This window comes from Streptomyces sp. NPDC037290 (assembly GCF_055603245.1).
The window spans coordinates 104,736-120,170 of the sequence record NZ_JBVJVZ010000014.1 but is presented as its reverse complement, the minus strand read 5'-3'; the positions used below and the strand labels follow the sequence as shown (position 1 = coordinate 120,170).

General features: G+C 72.9%; 14 protein-coding genes. 13 read left to right on the top strand and 1 reads right to left on the bottom strand.

Annotation, left to right across the window (positions count from 1 at the left end; genetic code table 11):
- Positions 1-197: 197 nt before the first annotated feature.
- The 7 genes from ssd (at position 198) to ACZ7HQ_RS34195 (ending at position 5,805) form a co-directional block, all read left to right on the top strand.
- Entirely contained in the window at positions 198-1,304 is a 1,107-nt protein-coding gene (gene ssd, locus ACZ7HQ_RS34225; RefSeq protein WP_470998593.1) for a septum site-determining protein Ssd, read from the top strand.
- Positions 1,301-2,515 carry a TadA family conjugal transfer-associated ATPase gene (locus ACZ7HQ_RS34220; protein WP_470998591.1) on the top strand — a complete coding sequence of 405 codons (1,215 nt, stop codon included), beginning with the start codon at positions 1,301-1,303 and terminating at the stop codon, positions 2,513-2,515. The genes ssd and ACZ7HQ_RS34220 overlap by 4 nt, the downstream gene beginning before the upstream one ends.
- 7 nt (positions 2,516-2,522) lie before the next feature.
- The gene (locus ACZ7HQ_RS34215; RefSeq protein WP_470998710.1) at positions 2,523-3,368 is read left to right on the top strand and encodes a type II secretion system F family protein; all 846 of its coding nucleotides are present in this window, start codon (positions 2,523-2,525) and stop codon (positions 3,366-3,368) included.
- A gap of 195 nt (positions 3,369-3,563) precedes the next feature.
- A complete protein-coding gene (locus tag ACZ7HQ_RS34210) occupies positions 3,564-4,343 on the top strand; it encodes a type II secretion system F family protein (RefSeq protein WP_470998588.1) in 780 nt (259 codons plus the stop codon).
- Positions 4,344-4,443: 100 nt separating this feature from the next.
- Positions 4,444-4,644, top strand: coding sequence for a DUF4244 domain-containing protein (locus ACZ7HQ_RS34205; protein ID WP_470998585.1), 201 nt, complete (start codon positions 4,444-4,446; stop codon positions 4,642-4,644).
- 25 nt (positions 4,645-4,669) lie between these two features.
- Positions 4,670-5,026 carry a TadE family type IV pilus minor pilin gene (locus ACZ7HQ_RS34200; protein ID WP_470998582.1) on the top strand — a complete coding sequence of 119 codons (357 nt, stop codon included), beginning with the start codon at positions 4,670-4,672 and terminating at the stop codon, positions 5,024-5,026.
- 11 nt (positions 5,027-5,037) lie between these two features.
- Positions 5,038-5,805 (top strand): Rv3654c family TadE-like protein, encoded by a 768-nt coding sequence (locus tag ACZ7HQ_RS34195; RefSeq protein ID WP_470998579.1) that lies wholly within the window; start codon positions 5,038-5,040, stop codon positions 5,803-5,805.
- On the opposite strand, the gene ACZ7HQ_RS34190 is transcribed toward ACZ7HQ_RS34195, so the two are convergent.
- Complete coding sequence (locus ACZ7HQ_RS34190; protein WP_470998576.1) at positions 5,699-8,224, bottom strand: DEAD/DEAH box helicase; 2,526 nt, start codon at positions 8,222-8,224, stop codon at positions 5,699-5,701. The two genes, ACZ7HQ_RS34195 and ACZ7HQ_RS34190, sit on opposite strands and share 107 nt — an antisense overlap.
- 81 nt (positions 8,225-8,305) lie before the next feature.
- Here ACZ7HQ_RS34190 and bldG point away from each other — a divergent pair, with 81 nt between their 5' ends.
- The 6 genes from bldG (at position 8,306) to ACZ7HQ_RS34160 (ending at position 15,257) form a co-directional block, all read left to right on the top strand.
- Positions 8,306-8,647, top strand: a complete 342-nt coding sequence (bldG, locus tag ACZ7HQ_RS34185) for an anti-sigma factor antagonist BldG (protein WP_010986038.1) — start codon at positions 8,306-8,308, stop codon at positions 8,645-8,647.
- Positions 8,648-8,847: 200 nt separating this feature from the next.
- Positions 8,848-9,279, top strand: coding sequence for an ATP-binding protein (locus ACZ7HQ_RS34180; RefSeq protein ID WP_470998574.1), 432 nt, complete (start codon positions 8,848-8,850; stop codon positions 9,277-9,279).
- A 281-nt stretch (positions 9,280-9,560) separates the two neighbouring features.
- Positions 9,561-11,963, top strand: a complete 2,403-nt coding sequence (locus tag ACZ7HQ_RS34175; protein WP_470998571.1) for a sodium-translocating pyrophosphatase — start codon at positions 9,561-9,563, stop codon at positions 11,961-11,963.
- A 262-nt stretch (positions 11,964-12,225) separates the two neighbouring features.
- Positions 12,226-12,840 carry a small secreted protein gene (locus tag ACZ7HQ_RS34170; protein ID WP_470998568.1) on the top strand — a complete coding sequence of 205 codons (615 nt, stop codon included), beginning with the start codon at positions 12,226-12,228 and terminating at the stop codon, positions 12,838-12,840.
- Between the two features lie 20 nt (positions 12,841-12,860).
- Entirely contained in the window at positions 12,861-14,390 is a 1,530-nt protein-coding gene (locus ACZ7HQ_RS34165; protein WP_470998565.1) for a DUF7059 domain-containing protein, read from the top strand.
- Between the two features lie 669 nt (positions 14,391-15,059).
- A complete protein-coding gene (locus ACZ7HQ_RS34160) occupies positions 15,060-15,257 on the top strand; it encodes a hypothetical protein (protein ID WP_470998563.1) in 198 nt (65 codons plus the stop codon).
- Positions 15,258-15,435: the final 178 nt, after the last annotated feature.

Below are 15,435 nucleotides of genomic sequence, written 5' to 3'. Positions count from 1 at the left end.
TGATTTCGCGGATCGCTGCACCGTGATTCCCACGCGCTCCGGCCATGGCGAGTTCATGGCCGGTTCCGATTGGCGGAGCGCGTATGGCCGGTTTCTGCCGGCCGCTCATATGGGGGGCCGCTTGCCGGTTCTTCACACCTTTGGGAATCGCGTGGCCGCAGGGGCTGCGCGGCCCACGCAGCGAAGGGGGAACGCACGTGACCGCAGCCGTCACCCACGACCCGCCGCCCGGCACCGGAGACCGGCCGGGCCGGCCGCTCATCCTCACCGAGGACGCCGAACTACTGGACGACCTGCTGCGCCTGTGCGCGGCCGCCGGCGCCACACCCGAGGTCCACCACGGCGTTCCGGAACACGGCGACGGCTGGGAAACGGCCCCGCTGGTCCTCGTCGGCGACGACGCGGTGCCCCGGGTCGGCGGGGCCACGCGCCGGCGCGGAGTGGTGCTGGTCGGCCGTGACCAGGACGACCCGGGAGTGTGGCAACGCGCCGTACTGATCGGAGCCGACCACGTCCTGATGCTGCCCGACGGCGAGCGGTGGCTGGTCGACCGGATCGCCGACGTCGCCGAGGGAGTCGGCCGCCCTGCCCTCACCGTCGGGGTGATCGGCGGCCGGGGCGGAGCCGGCGCCTCCACGCTCGCCTGCGCGCTCGCCGTCACCTCCGCGCGCGAGGGACTGCGCACCCTCCTGGTGGACGCCGATCCGCTCGGCGGCGGACTCGACGTACTCCTCGGCGGCGAGAGCGCCGACGGACTGCGCTGGCCCGCCTTCGCCGCCTCCCGTGGGCGGGTCGGTGGCTGCGCGCTGGAGGAGTCGCTGCCCGAACTGCACTCCCTGCGGGTGCTGAGCTGGGACCGCGGGGACTGCGTCGCCATCCCGCCACAGGCGGTGCGCGCGGTGCTCGCCGCCGCCCGGCGGCGCGGTGGCACGGTCGTGGTGGACCTGCCCCGCCGCCTCGACGACGGGGTGGCCGAAGCCCTCGCCCAGCTCGACCTGGCGCTGCTCGTGGTGCCCGCCGAACTGCGCGCGGTCGCGGCCGCCGGACGGGTCGCCTCCGTCGTCGGCATGGTCGTGCGCGACCTGCGCGTGGCGGTGCGCGGGCCCTACGCACCGGGCCTGGACGACCAGGAGGTGGGTCGCCTGCTCGGTCTGCCGCTGATCGGCGAGGTGCCGGTCGAACCGTCGCTGCTGCGGCCGCACGGCGGCGCGAAACCGCCGGGCGTGACCGGACGTGGCCCGCTCGCCCGCTTCTGCACGGACTTCTGGGAGCGTGCGCTGGTCGAGGCCGGAGGCCCCCGATGAGCCTCCCCGGACTCGACCGTGCGGACGGCACGGCCCTGCTCGACGGCGTACGGCGCCGGCTGGCCGAAAGCGGTGCCGAACCCACCCCCGCGCGCGTGGCGCAGGCTCTGCGCGAACAGGGCCGGGTGCTCGGCGACGCCGAGGTCCTCGGCGCGGCCCGGCAGCTGAGGTCCGAACTCGTCGGCACCGGTCCCCTGGAGCCCCTGCTCGCCGACCCGGACGTCACCGACGTCCTCGTCTCCGCCCCGGACCGGGTGTGGGTGGACCGTGGCGGCGGACTGGAGCTGACGCCGGTGACCTTCCCCGACGCGGCGGCCGTACGACGCCTCGCGCAGCGGCTGGCCGCCGTGGCCGGACGCCGGCTGGACGACGCCCGGCCGTGGGCGGACGCCCGGCTGCCCGACGGGACCCGGCTGCACGCGGTGCTGCCCCCCGTCGCCGTCGGCTGCACCTGCCTCGCCCTGAGGGTCGTACGGCCCCGGGCGTTCACGCTGGAGGAACTGGTCGAGGCCGGCACCGTGCCGCCCGGCGGCGACCGGATCCTGCGGGCGCTGCTCGCGGCCCGGCTGTCCTTCCTCGTCAGCGGCGGCACCGGGAGCGGCAAGACGACCCTGCTCAGCGCCCTGCTGGGGCTGGCCGGAGCGGGCGAGCGGATCGTCCTCGCCGAGGACTCGGCCGAGCTGCGACCGGACCACCCGCACGTCGTCCGGCTGGAGACCCGGCCCGCCAACCAGGAGGGCGCCGGCTTGGTCACCCTCGAGGACCTCGTCCGCCAGGCGCTGCGGATGCGGCCGGACCGGCTGGTCGTCGGGGAGGTCCGCGGGCCCGAGGTCGTGCATCTGCTCGCGGCTCTCAACACAGGCCACGAGGGCGGCTGTTGCACGATCCACGCCAACGCCGCCGCGGACGTGCCGGCCCGCCTGGAGGCGCTGGCCACGGCCGCAGGGCTCGACCGGGCCGCGCTGCACAGCCAGTTGGCGGCCGCGCTCTCCGTGGTCCTGCATCTCGTCCGGGACCGGTCCGGCCGGCGCCGGATCGCCGAGCTGCACGTGCTGGAGCGGGACGCGACGGGGCTGGTCCGCACCGTGCCGGCCCTGCGCTGGAGTCGGCGGACCTTCGTACGGGAGCGCGGCTGGGAGCGCCTGGAGCGACTTCTCGAGGCCCGAGCCGACGGTGAACCGAGTGAGAGGAGTGAGGGAAGTGGTCGGTGAGACGTCCATGAGTGCCGCGCTGGTCTGCCTCGGTGCGCTGGTCTGGCTGCTGGGCGGACGGCACTACGGAATGCGCCGGGCGCGGTTGCTCCTCGCGGGCGGCGGAGTGGTGGCGACCGGTCCGCCCGCCTGGGACCAGCTCCTCGGGGAACTTCGGGGACTGCGCGGCCGGTTGGGGCCCGAGTGGTGGGCACTCGCGGCCGGCCTGCTGCTCGGGCTGCTGGGGACCTCGCTGATTCCGGTCGTCGCGGGGGCGGCCGGGGTCCCGGTGCTGCGCCGGGTGCGGCTGACGCACCGGGCCCGGCGCGTCCGGGAGCGGCGGGCGGACACGGTGATCGCCCTGTGCGGTGCCCTCGCCGGGGAAGTGCGTGCCGGACGGCAGCCGGGCGAGGCGCTGCTGCGGGCCGCACGGGACACCGACGGGCTCGGTGAGGCGCAGGCGGCCGTGGTCGCGGCGGCGCGGTTCGGCGGGGACGTGCCGGGCACGCTCGCCGCGGCGGCCCGGCAACCCGGCGGCGAGGGGCTGCTCGGGCTGGCCGCGTGCTGGCGGGTGGCCGTGGACCAGGGCGCCGGACTCGCGGCAGGCCTCGACCGGCTGGACGCGGCCCTGCGCGCGGAACGGGACCAACGTGCCGACCTGCGAGCGCAGTTGGCGGGCGCCCGGGCGACCACTGTGCTGCTCGCCGTACTGCCCGCTCTCGGCCTGCTCCTCGGCACGGCCATGGGCGCGGACCCGCTCCACGTACTTCTCCACACCGGCGCCGGCCTCGGCTGCCTGGCGATCGGATCCGCCTTCGAGGCGGCCGGGATGTGGTGGGCCGTGCGGATCGTACGGGGAGCGGGGGCGGTGTGAGCGGGGCGGTCGATGTTCGGCGGCGGGGCGCGCGAGGGACGCGCCGACCGGGGCATCCGGGGCGCGGATCACCAGACGGTGCGCGGGCCGGGACGTTCGGGAACTGGTGGCGGGCCGGGATGCGCGGGGCGGCGGTGGGGAGTCGGCGTGTGCTCGATGCGCGCCGGCTGGGACGGGTGAGAAGAGGCGGGCGGTATGAGCGGGGAAGTTGTCCACAGGTTGGGGACGGCCGGGGGCGTTGCGCTGGTCCTCGACTGGGCAGTTCGGCGGTTGGAGCTGGCCCGGAGGCGGCGTCGGGCACGGCGGCGGGTGGCCGAGCTGCTCGGTGCGGAAGTGCCGTTGCCCAGGCGGCGGTTCGCGTCGGCGGCCCTGGTGCGGCGTTGGCTGCCGTTGGCCGGTGCGGTGTGCGGCACCTGGATTCTGGTGGGTGGTGTGACCGGGCTCGTGCTGGGTCTGGGGGCCGGCGCCGGGCTGTGGCGATGGCGTGGGCGTCAGCTGGCAGCCGGCCGGACGGAGCCGGTCGACACCGCCGCGGCCGTACGCCAACTTCCGCTTGCAGCCGACCTGTTGGCTGCCTGCATCGCGGCAGGCGCCGGTCCGGTGCCGGCTGCCCAGGCGGTGGGGGAAGCGCTCGGGGGACCTGTCGGCGAGGCGTTGGCGCGGGGCGCGGCGGAGGTGCGGCTCGGCGGTGAACCGGCGGACGCCTGGCGGAGGTTGGCCGAGCTGCCCGGTGCCGGACCCTTGGCGCGGTTGCTGCAGCGGGCCGACGAGTCCGGGCTCCCGGCGGCCGCTCCGGCCGCCCGCCTCGCCTCCGACGCCCGCGCGCAGTGGGCCCGCACCGCGACGGGCCGGGCCCGGCGCGCGGCCGTACTGATCTCGGCGCCGGTGGGTCTGTGCTTCCTGCCCGCCTTCATCGCGGTCGGCGTGCTGCCCGTCGTGATCGGACTGGCGGGAGGAGTGATGGGAGGCAGGTGAGGCGTACGCGGACCAACGGGCCCGAGGGGGCGCGAAGACCTGAACGAGACGACCGGCACACGAAAGACAGGCAAAAGACATGTGCCTCATGGGGGTTGAAATGAACAGGAAGATCAAGGAATCGGCGGTACGGCTGTGGGGGAGGTGCCGCGCGGACGCCGGAATGGTGACGTCCGAGTATGCGATGGGGATCATCGCGGCCGTCGGGTTCGCGTTGTTGCTCTACGAGGTCGTCACCAGCGGCCAGGTCCGGGCGGAGCTGCAGGGCATCGTGAAGAAGGCCCTCAGTGCGCGGATGTGAGCGAGGGGCGGCGGACCGGGGGTTCGTGACCGCGGAGGCGGCCGTGGTGCTCTGCGTACTGGTGGCGTTCACCATGGCGCTGGTCTGGGGGCTGCTCCTGGTGGCCGCGCAGATCCAGTGCGTGGACGCGGCCCGCGTGGGCGCCCGGGCCGCCGCCCGCCAGGATCCGGCGGACGCCGTGGTGACGGTGACCCGGGAGGCGGCGCCGCGCGGAGCGCGGGTGACGGTCGGGCGCCAGGGCGACCAGGTCCGGGTGACGGTGGTGGCCAGGCCACCGGTGGTGAGCGGGCTTCCGTTCGAGCTGCGGGAGGAGGCCGTCGCGATGGCCGAGGACACGGCGCCGGCCGGGGCCACGGCGCCGGGCGAGGAGGTGGAGCCGTGAGGTGGGGTGGCATGAGGGACCGGTGGCCTTCCCATCCGGCGTTTGCCACCGCGCGGCGACGGCTGCAGTCCGACCGGGGGTCCGCCACCGTGTGGAGCCTGGGGGCGATGGCCGTGCTGTGTGCCGTGTTCGGCGCCGTGCTCGCACTGGGGCAGGCCGTTGTGGTCCGGCACCGGGCGGCCGGTGGCGCTGATCTGGCGGCGCTCGCCGCGGCGGCCCACTGGGAGGAGGGCGGCGCGGCGGCCTGCGCGCGGGCCGAGCGGGTGGCGTCGGCCCAGGGCGTACGGCTGGTGCGGTGCGCGATCGTCGGCGAGACCTCGGACGTGACAGCGGCCTCGGGAAGAGGGCCGTTCGCGGCGGAGGTCAGGGCCAGAGCGGGGCCGGCGGGAGCGGTGCCGGGAGCACCGGCGCGGGAAGCCGGTGTGCAAGCAAGACCGGAAGCGGCCCTCGTGCTGGCAAGACCGGTGCCGGAAGCCCCCGCGCCGGGCAGTACCGGCGTCGGCAGCCGCCGCCGCGTCCGAAGCTCTCTTGCCCGAGGCTCTCGTGCCCGAAGCTCTCGCGTGCGAAGCCCTCTTGCCCGAAGCCCTCGTGCCCGAAGCCCTCGTGCCCGAGGCTCCGTGCCCAGAGCCCCTGCCCGACATCCCCGCGCGGTGAACCCCTGGCCACGCCCGCTCAAGCCCGCGGTGCCGTCCCTGGAGCCGTCCCGCTCAGGCTTTCCAGGCTCGCTGCCCCCTCCGGGCCCTCCTTCTCCTCCGGGGCCCCTCGCAACAGCACCGTGAGGAGCCGTACCGCCCCCCTCTTGTGCAGCGGGTCGTTGCCGTTGCCGCACTTGGGGGACTGGATGCAGGACGGGCAGCCGGCCTCGCACTCGCAGGAGGCGATGGCCTCCCGGGTGGCGGTGAGCCACGCGCGGGCGGTGTGGAAGGCGCGCTCGGCGAAGCCCGCGCCGCCCGGATGGCCGTCGTAGACGAAGACCGTGGGGAGGAGGGTGTCGGGGTGCAGGGGCACGGACACGCCGCCGATGTCCCAGCGGTCGCAGGTCGCGAAGAGCGGCAGCATGCCGATGGAGGCGTGTTCGGCGGCGTGCAGGGAGCCGCCGAGGATCTCCGGGTTGATCCGGGCCTCGTCCAGCTGGTCCTCGGTGACCGTCCACCACACCGCGCGGGTGCGCAGCGTACGAGGAGGGAGGTCGAGTTTGGTCTCGCCCAGCACTTCGCCGGTGATGAGGCGTCTGCGCAGGTAGGAGACGACCTGGTTGGTGACCTCGACCGAGCCGTAACAGAGGCGGCCGGCGCCCCACGGGATCTCGGTGTCCGTCTCCAGGATGGAGATCGCGGTGGTGTCGCGGGCGACCGTGGAGTACGGCGGGTCGGCCTGCTCGACCAGGGCCACCGAGTCCTCGAGGTCCAGCTGGCGCACCAGGTAGGTGCGGCCCTGGTGCAGGTGGACCGCGCCCTCGTGGACCGTGGAGTGCGCGGCGCCCGCGTCGACCGTGCCGAGCAGGCGGCCCGTGCCGGACTCGACGACCTGCACCGGGCGCCCGCCCGCGCCGCGGATGTCGGTCAGATCGGCGGCCCGCTCCCGGCGCGTCCAGTGCCAGGCCTTCGTCCTGCGGCGGAGCAGCTTCGCGGCCTCCAGCTGCGGCAGCACATCCGCGCAGGTGGGGCCGAAGAGGTCCAGGTCCTCCTCGGTCAGCGGGAGTTCCGCGGCGGCTGCGCACAGGTGCGGGGCGAGGACGTAGGGGTTGTCGGGGTCGAGGACGGTCGATTCCACCGGCTGGTCGAACAGGGCCTCGGGGTGGTGGACCAGGAAGGTGTCCAGCGGGTCGTCGCGGGCCACCAGCACCGCCAGCGCGCCCTGGCCGGAGCGGCCGGCGCGGCCCGCCTGCTGCCACAGGGACGCGCGCGTGCCCGGATAGCCGGCGATCACCACCGCGTCCAGGCCGGAGACGTCCACGCCGAGCTCGAGGGCGGTCGTGGCGGCCAGTCCGAGGAGTTCGCCGGAGTGCAGGGCGCGTTCCAGGGCGCGGCGCTCTTCGGGGAGGTAGCCGCCGCGGTAGGCCGCGACACGCCGGACCAGGGAGCGGTCGACCTCGGCGAGTTTCTCCTGGGCGATCACCGAGATCAGTTCGGCGCCGCGCCGGGACCGTACGAAGGCGACCGAGCGCACGCCCTGCATGGTCAGGTCGGTCAGCAGGTCGGCGGTCTCGGCGGTGGCGGTACGCCGTACGGGTGCACCTCTCTCGCCGTGCAGCTCGGTGAGCGGGGGCTCCCACAGGGCGAAGACCAGCTCTCCGCGCGGGGAGGCGTCGTCGGCGACCTCGAGCACCGGCAGGCCGGTCAGCCGGCGGGCGGCTACGGCGGGCTCGGCGGCGGTGGCGGAGGCCAGCAGGAAGACGGGTGAGGCGCCGTAGCGGGCGCAGAGGCGGCGCAGGCGGCGCAGCACCTGGGCGACGTGCGAGCCGAAGACACCCCGGTAGGTGTGGCACTCGTCGATGACGACGTACTTGAGCGACTTCAGGAAGGAGGACCAGCGCGGGTGGGAGGGAAGTATCCCGCGGTGCAGCATGTCCGGGTTGGTGAGCACGTAGTTGGCGTACTGGCGGATCCACTCGCGTTCCTCGTACGGGGTGTCGCCGTCGTACACGGCCGGGCGCACCGAGGTGCCCAGCGGCTGTGAAAGTTCCTTCACCGACCGGCACTGGTCCGCCGCAAGTGCCTTGGTGGGGGCCAGGTACAGGGCGGTGGCCCCTCGGCCGTTCGGGGCCTCGGAGCCGTCCAGAAGGGTGGACAGGACGGGCACGAGGTACGCCAGGGACTTGCCCGAGGCGGTGCCGGTGGCGACGACCACCGAGTCGCCGTCCAGGGCGTGCTCGGCGGCCAGCGCCTGGTGGGCCCAGGGATGTTCGATACCGCACGCCTGTACGGCCGCGATCACCTCGGAGCGAATCCGGTCAGGCCAGACGGCATGGCGGCCTGCCCGCGGGGGCAAGTGCTCCGTATGAGTGATGCGCGCAGCCCGGCTCGGCCCGGAGGCGAGCCGGTCCAGGACCGCGCCCGGAGACGGGCGCAATGCCGGGTCCGCCGGGGATCGATCGGATCGGTGATTCTTGGCCATCGGCACCGAGTGTGTCACTGGAGTGACGGACAATGGAGCCAAGGCGTCGTGCACGCCTGCCGGTAAGTGATTGAATGCCATCGCGGCTGGCGATGCGTCCCGGGGGCCGCAAGCCGAGGTGCCCGAGGGGCGACCGCTCGATAGCAAGGTGCTGGAGGATCCGTGGACCTGTCCCTGTCGACCCGTACCGTCGGCGATCGTACGGTCGTCGAGGTCGGTGGCGAAATCGATGTATACACCGCGCCCAAGCTGCGCGAGCAGCTGGTCGAGCTGGTGAACGACGGCAATTTCCATCTTGTCGTCGACATGGAGGGCGTGGACTTCCTCGACTCCACCGGGCTCGGCGTGCTGGTCGGCGGCCTGAAGCGAGTGCGTGCCCACGAGGGCTCGCTGCGCCTGGTCTGCAACCAGGAGCGCATTCTCAAGATCTTCCGCATCACCGGCCTCACCAAGGTGTTCCCGATCCACACCTCGGTCGAGGAAGCGGTGGCGGCCACCGACTGACCCTGGACCCGTCACCGGCGCCGGGCTCCCCCTCGGAGCCCGGACGTCGGCCGGTTCCGTCCGGCCCGCTGCGTTGGCGGGCGGTGCGGCGACCGGTTCAGCCCCACTCCCGGATGCGGGCCGGGGCACAGCTGCACATCAGGGGGCGGGCGCTCGACGGCCCCGCCCCGACCGCACGCCCGTAGTCGCGAGGGGGATGCATGGCCACCGTCGAACTCCGCTTCAGCGCGCTGCCCGAGCACGTCAGGACCGCCCGGCTGGTGGCGGCCGCGGTGGCACGCAGGGCCGGAGTGGACGAGGCCGTCCTCGACGAGGTCCGGCTCGCCGTCGGCGAGGCCTGCTCCCGTGCCGTGGGGCTCCACCAGAGCAGCGGCATCAGCGCGCCCGTGAAGGTGGCGCTGATCGAGGAGGAGAAACAGTTCTCCATCGAGGTCGGTGACGAGGCGCCGCACGCCACCCACGGCGACACGCCCGGCGCCGCCCAGGACGGCGATGCGGAGATCGAGGAGGACGAGATGGGCCTCGCGGTCATCAGCGGCCTCGTCGACGACGTCGAGGTGACCACCGGCCAGGACGGCGGTCTGATCCGGATGACCTGGCCGACCACACCGCCGGCCGCGGCGCTGCTCTGAGCGTCGGCGCACCACTTCACGAGGGCCCTGCTGAGCAGGGCCCTCGGTGTTTTTCCGGCATGACGATGCGCCCTCCCGAATTCGTGAAGGAATTCACGATCATTCGCGATCTTGCCTGAATGCCTTGAGGGCATTACTCCATTCGGGTGGTGTGGCGGGATCGCGATCATTGCTGATGAGCCGGTTAGGCTAATTCCGCTTACCGCGCTCTGTTTAGATCACTCCGGGGTACCTAGAATCCGTCCACATCTTGAGCTCAGCCCAAGCGTCAAGGAGGACGAATGGCGGGGCTTTCCATCCCTCAGTCGGATCACCCCACATCCCTCGCAGCAGCGGTTCTGACCGACGACAACCGGATCATCGTGGCCGTCATCGCGGCGGTCGCCCTGGCCGCGCTGGTGGTCGCCGGGATCCTGGTGCGCCAGGTGCTGGCCGCGGGCGAGGGTACCGACAGCATGAAGCGGATCGCCGAGGCGGTCCAGGAAGGTGCGAAGGCGTATCTCGCCCGGCAGTTGCGCACGCTTGGCGCATTCGCCGTCGTCGTCTTCTTCCTGCTCCTGTTGCTGCCCGCGGACGACTGGAAACAGCGTGCTGGACGATCGGTGTTCTTCCTGATCGGTGCGGCGTTCTCGGCGGCCACCGGCTATATCGGCATGTGGCTGGCCGTGCGCACCAATGTGCGGGTCGCCGCGGCGGCCCGGGAGGCCACACCGGCACCAGGAGAACCGGAAAAGGATCTCACTACTGTCTCGCACACCGCGATGAAGATCGCATTTCGCACGGGCGGCGTCGTCGGCATGTTCACGGTGGGGCTCGGCCTGCTGGGCGCCTCCTGCGTGGTGCTGGTGTACGCGGCCAACGCGCCGAAGGTGCTGGAGGGCTTCGGCCTCGGTGCCGCCCTGATCGCCATGTTCATGCGTGTGGGCGGCGGCATCTTCACCAAGGCCGCCGACGTCGGCGCCGACCTGGTCGGCAAGGTCGAACAGGGCATTCCGGAGGACGACCCGCGCAATGCCGCGACCATCGCCGACAATGTGGGCGACAACGTCGGCGACTGTGCGGGCATGGCCGCCGACCTCTTCGAGTCGTACGCCGTGACCCTGGTGGCCGCGCTGATCCTCGGCAAGGCCGCCTTCGGCGACTCCGGGCTGGCGTTCCCGCTGCTCGTGCCCGCCATCGGCGTCCTTACGGCGATGATCGGCATCTTCGCGGTCGCGCCCCGCCGGGCCGACCGCAGCGGCATGACCGCGATCAACCGCGGCTTCTTCATCTCCGCGGTGATCTCCCTCGCACTGGTGGCGATCGCGGTCTTCGTCTACCTGCCGTCGAAGTACTCCGCCCTCGACGGGGTCACGGACGCGGCGATCAGGGGCAAGGACGGCGACCCGCGGCTGCTCGCCCTGGTCGCGGTGGCGATCGGCATCCTGCTCGCCGCCGTCATCCAGCAACTGACCGGCTACTTCACCGAGACCAACCGCCGCCCCGTGCGGGACATCGGCAAGACCTCCCTGACGGGTCCGGCCACGGTCGTCCTGTCCGGCATCTCGGTCGGCCTGGAGTCCGCCGTCTACACCGCGCTGCTCATCGGGCTCGGTGTGTACGGCGCGTTCCTGCTCGGCGGTACGTCGATCATGCTCGCGCTGTTCGCGGTGGCGCTGGCCGGCACCGGCCTGCTCACCACGGTCGGCGTGATCGTCGCCATGGACACTTTCGGGCCGGTCTCCGACAACGCGCAGGGCATCGCCGAGATGTCCGGCGACGTCGAGGGCGCGGGCGCCCAGGTGCTCACCAACCTGGACGCGGTCGGCAACACCACCAAGGCCATCACCAAGGGCATCGCCATCGCCACCGCCGTCCTCGCCGCGTCGGCGCTGTTCGGGTCGTACCGCGACGCGATCACCACCAACGTGCAGGACGTCGGCGCGAAACTCACCGGGCCCGGCGCGCCGCTGAGCCTGTCCCTGGACATCTCGCAGCCCAACAACCTCGTCGGTCTCGTCGCGGGCGCCGCGGTCGTCTTCCTCTTCTCCGGACTGGCCATCAACGCCGTGTCCCGCTCGGCGGGTTCGGTGGTGTACGAGGTGCGGCGGCAGTTCCGTGAGAAGCCCGGGATCATGGACTTCACCGAGAAGCCCGAGTACGGCAAGGTCGTCGACATCTGCACCAAGGACGCCCTGCGGGAGCTGGCCACACCCGGTCTGCTCGCGGTCATGGCACCGATCTTCATCGGGTTCACGCTCGGCGTCGGCTCACTGGGTTCCTACCTCGCCGGCGCGATCGGCTCGGGCACGCTGATGGCGGTGTTCCTCGCCAACTCCGGCGGCGCGTGGGACAACGCCAAGAAGCTGGTGGAGGACGGGCACCACGGCGGCAAGGGCAGCGAGGCCCACGCCGCCACGGTGATCGGTGACACGGTCGGCGACCCCTTCAAGGACACCGCCGGACCGGCCATCAACCCGCTGCTGAAGGTCATGAACCTGGTCTCGCTGCTCATCGCGCCCGCGGTGATCAAGTTCTCCTACGGCAACGACAAGAACCTGGGCGTACGGATCGCGATCGCGGTCCTCGCGCTCCTGGTGATCGTCGTCGCCGTGTACATCTCCAAGCGGCGCGGAATCGCCGTCGGCGACGAGGAGAGCACCGAGCGGGTCGCCAACTCACCCAACACGGCGGTTGTTTCGTAGCCGTATTCCTGGTCCTGTTCGACAGGCCCTGCTCAACGGACGGGCGGGCGGCGCGTGCTGACGTGCCGCCCGCCCGTCCGCGTGCGCCGGCGCGTCCGGCAGCGGGACCGCGGGCGGCGTGGGCGGAGCTGTGGGCGGCTGTGCATTCGCCCCGTGGTGAGCCTTCTCTCGCATGGTGCAAAGAGTCACAAAGGGTGCCTCGGCGGGCGTTCGGGATGCGGAGGGCGTGCGTCCGCCGTGTAGGGTCCGTGGGCCGAGAGCCATGGAAGGGACCAATCCGGTGAACAAGAAGCTCGCGGCCGCACTGTCCGGCGGTGCGGTACTGGTAGTGGCGCTGTCGGGATGCAGCAGCAGCGGCGGCGGTGACAAGGCGCCCGACCCCAAGCTCGTGGCCTGGGCCAAGACGGTGTGCGACCCGCTGCCGGCACAGCAGGCGAAGATCTCGCAGGCCTTCGACGCGCTCGCCAAGGTCGCCAAGGACGGCCCGCCCAAGGAAGTCCAGAAGACCGACTCCCAGGCCTTCCAGGACCTGGCCGACGGCTTCAAGGCGCGCGCGACCACCCTGGACAACGCCGGGACGCCTCCGGGCGTCGAGGGCGGTGCGCGCAAGCAGCAGGACGCCGTCAAGAAGCTCACGGCCCTGTCCTCGGCGTATGCCGATCTGAAGAAGCGGGTGGACGGGCTCGACACCAAGGACCAGACCAAGTTCGCGTCCGGGCTGGGTGACCTCTCGGAGCGCATGAAGGTCGCGGTGGCGCAGTACGACGGTGTGATCACCGCGTTGAAGAACCTGGAAAACGGTGACGTCAACCAGGCGGTGACCAAGCAGTCCGGCTGCACGAAGGCCTCCGGGTCGCCGTCGCCCGCCAGCAGCTGAGCGGCCCGTCTCGGGCCACAATGGGGTGCGTGACCAACGCCACCTCCTCTGCCCTGCCCTCCACCGGCCGGCTCGATGTCGCCGCGCGCCTGCGGGACGCGCTGCTGGCCGCCTCCTTCACCGCCGACGGGCTGCTCGACCTGCTCGGCGCCCCCGCGTACGCGGCGCTGGCCCGCAGCGAGACCGTGCCCGCCCTGAGGGCGACCCGCGGCGACACGCCGCTGGAGACGCTCGTGCGGCTGTTCCTGCTGCAGCAGCCGGTGCTCCACGCGCGCGTGGCGGCCGTTCTGCCGGTAGAGGAGGCGCTGGAGGCCGGGTGGCTCACGCGCGTGGGCGGCGACGAGGTGGCCGCCACCGTGGACGTACGGCCCTACGGCGGCCCCGGCGGCGAGGACTGGTTCATCGTCTCCGACCTGGGCTGCGCCGTCGGCGGGGCCGGCGGCATCGGGCAGCGCGACGAGGGCGTGGTCCTGGGCGTCGGCGGCGCCTCCACGACCCTCGCCGGCATCACCGTCCGCAGGCCGGTCGCCTCCGCCCTGGACCTCGGCACCGGCTCCGGCATCCAGGCGCTGCACGCCGCCCAGCACGCCACGCGCGTGACGGCGACCGACCTGAACCCGCGCGCGCTGCACATCACCGCGCTCACGCTCGCGCTCTCCGGCGCGCCCGCCGCCGACCTGCGCGAGGGCTCGCTCTTCGACCCGGTCCGGGACGACGAGACGTTCGACCTGATCGTCTCCAACCCGCCCTTCGTCATCTCGCCCGGTGCTCGCCTCACCTACCGGGACGGCGGCATGGGCGGGGACGATCTGTGCCGCTCACTCGTTCAGCAGGCGGGGGAACGGCTGAACGAGGGCGGATTCGCGCAGTTCCTCGCCAACTGGCAGCACGTCGCAGGGGAGGACTGGCAGGACAGACTCAGGTCATGGGTGCCGCGCGGCTGCGATGCCTGGATCGTGCAGCGCGAGGTGCAGGACGTCACACAGTACGCCGAGCTGTGGCTGAGGGACGCCGGTGACCACCGCGGGGACCCGGCGGAGTACCAGGCGCGTTACGACGCCTGGCTCGACGAGTTCGAGGCGCGCAAGGTCAAGGCGGTCGGCTTCGGCTGGATCACCCTGCGCAGGACGGGGGCGGCGGAGCCCTCGATCACCGTGGAGGAGTGGCCGCACCCGGTCGAGCAGCCCCTTGGCGACGCGATCCGAGCGCACTTCGAGCGGCTCGACTACCTCCGCCGGCATGACGACGCGGCGCTGCTCGACAGCCACTTCAAGCTCGCCGCCGAGGTGGTCCAGGAGCAGGTCGGACTGCCCGGCGCCGAGGACCCGGAGCACGTGGTGCTGCGCCAGCACCGCGGTATGCGCCGGGCCACGAAGGTGGACACCGTCGGCGCCGGGTTCGCGGGCGTGTGCGACGGCACGCTGAGCGCGGGCCGCATTCTGGACGCCATCGCCCAGCTCATGGACGAGGATCCGGTGGTGCTCCGCGACCGGACGCCCGCGCAGATCCGGCTCCTGGTGGAGCAGGGCTTCCTCGAGCCGGCGCACTGAGCGAGCCGGACCGGACGACTCCGGCGCGCCGCGACGCCCGGCCCGGTTCCGCGAGCCCCGGCGCCTGGCCGGTTCCGCGGGCCGCGGCAACTGGTCCGGGTTCGCGAGCCACGGCACCTGGTCCGGTTTCGCGAGTCACGGCCACTGGGCCGGAGTGTGTCGGGCGACGGCGCCTCGGTCGGAGTGGGCCGGCATGCCGGAGCGCACCCACCGGTCGATGCCGACGAGGCGCGGCGCCTTGGCCGGTGGGCAGGCCGGAGCGCGGCGGGAGGACGGAGTACACCGGCAGACCGGAGCTTCCCCACCCGGAGGGGCGCCCGGCGCCGCCGTCGGCTCGGTGTGCGGCGGGCCGCGGCGGCTGGTGCGCCTGCGGCACGCCGGGTGCCCGAGCCGTCGTAGCCGTCTTGGGGCACCTCTGCGGCCGCGTCCGGATCACCGTCGTATGCCGGCGGCACGGGCCGGAGCGGACCGGTGCGGGGTGCCGGGACGCGCCGGTGCCGGGAAAAAGGCCGGAAAAATACGGAGGGCGTGCCTGCCGACGGCGGACGATCACGTGTTCGGCATCACGTTGGCCCTCCGTTCACCCCGGCGTAGTCCGTCCTTCTCCCGCACGTGCCAGTCTCCCGGCGCTGGGCAGAGCCGGGCGGTACGGAAGAGGTGTTGCGGGGGATGGAGAACGGTCCGGCGATCTTCACGGGCATGGTGTTCGCCCTGTTCGGAGGCGCTCTGCTGGCCTGGACCGGCACCCGCCTCAGGCGCCGCGAGCCGGTGGCGCACGGTGTGAACCAGGTCGCATCGGCCGCCCTTGCGAGCGTGGCCGGGACGGTCGCGCTGGCCCTCGGTGTGTACTGCCTGACCCGCCTCTGACGTCGGCGGGCGTACGGCGGCGCGGACCCGCGAGAGTAAGGGGAGCAGCACGCTCCGGACATGCCTGACCTGGGTACCCGGGACTCCGGGCGGCAGGAATGGCGGTAGTCGGGTTACCGTTCGAGTGGCCGTTGTGGGCTTTTCCCGTTTGACACGGGGGCGGGATGTACCGTCACAC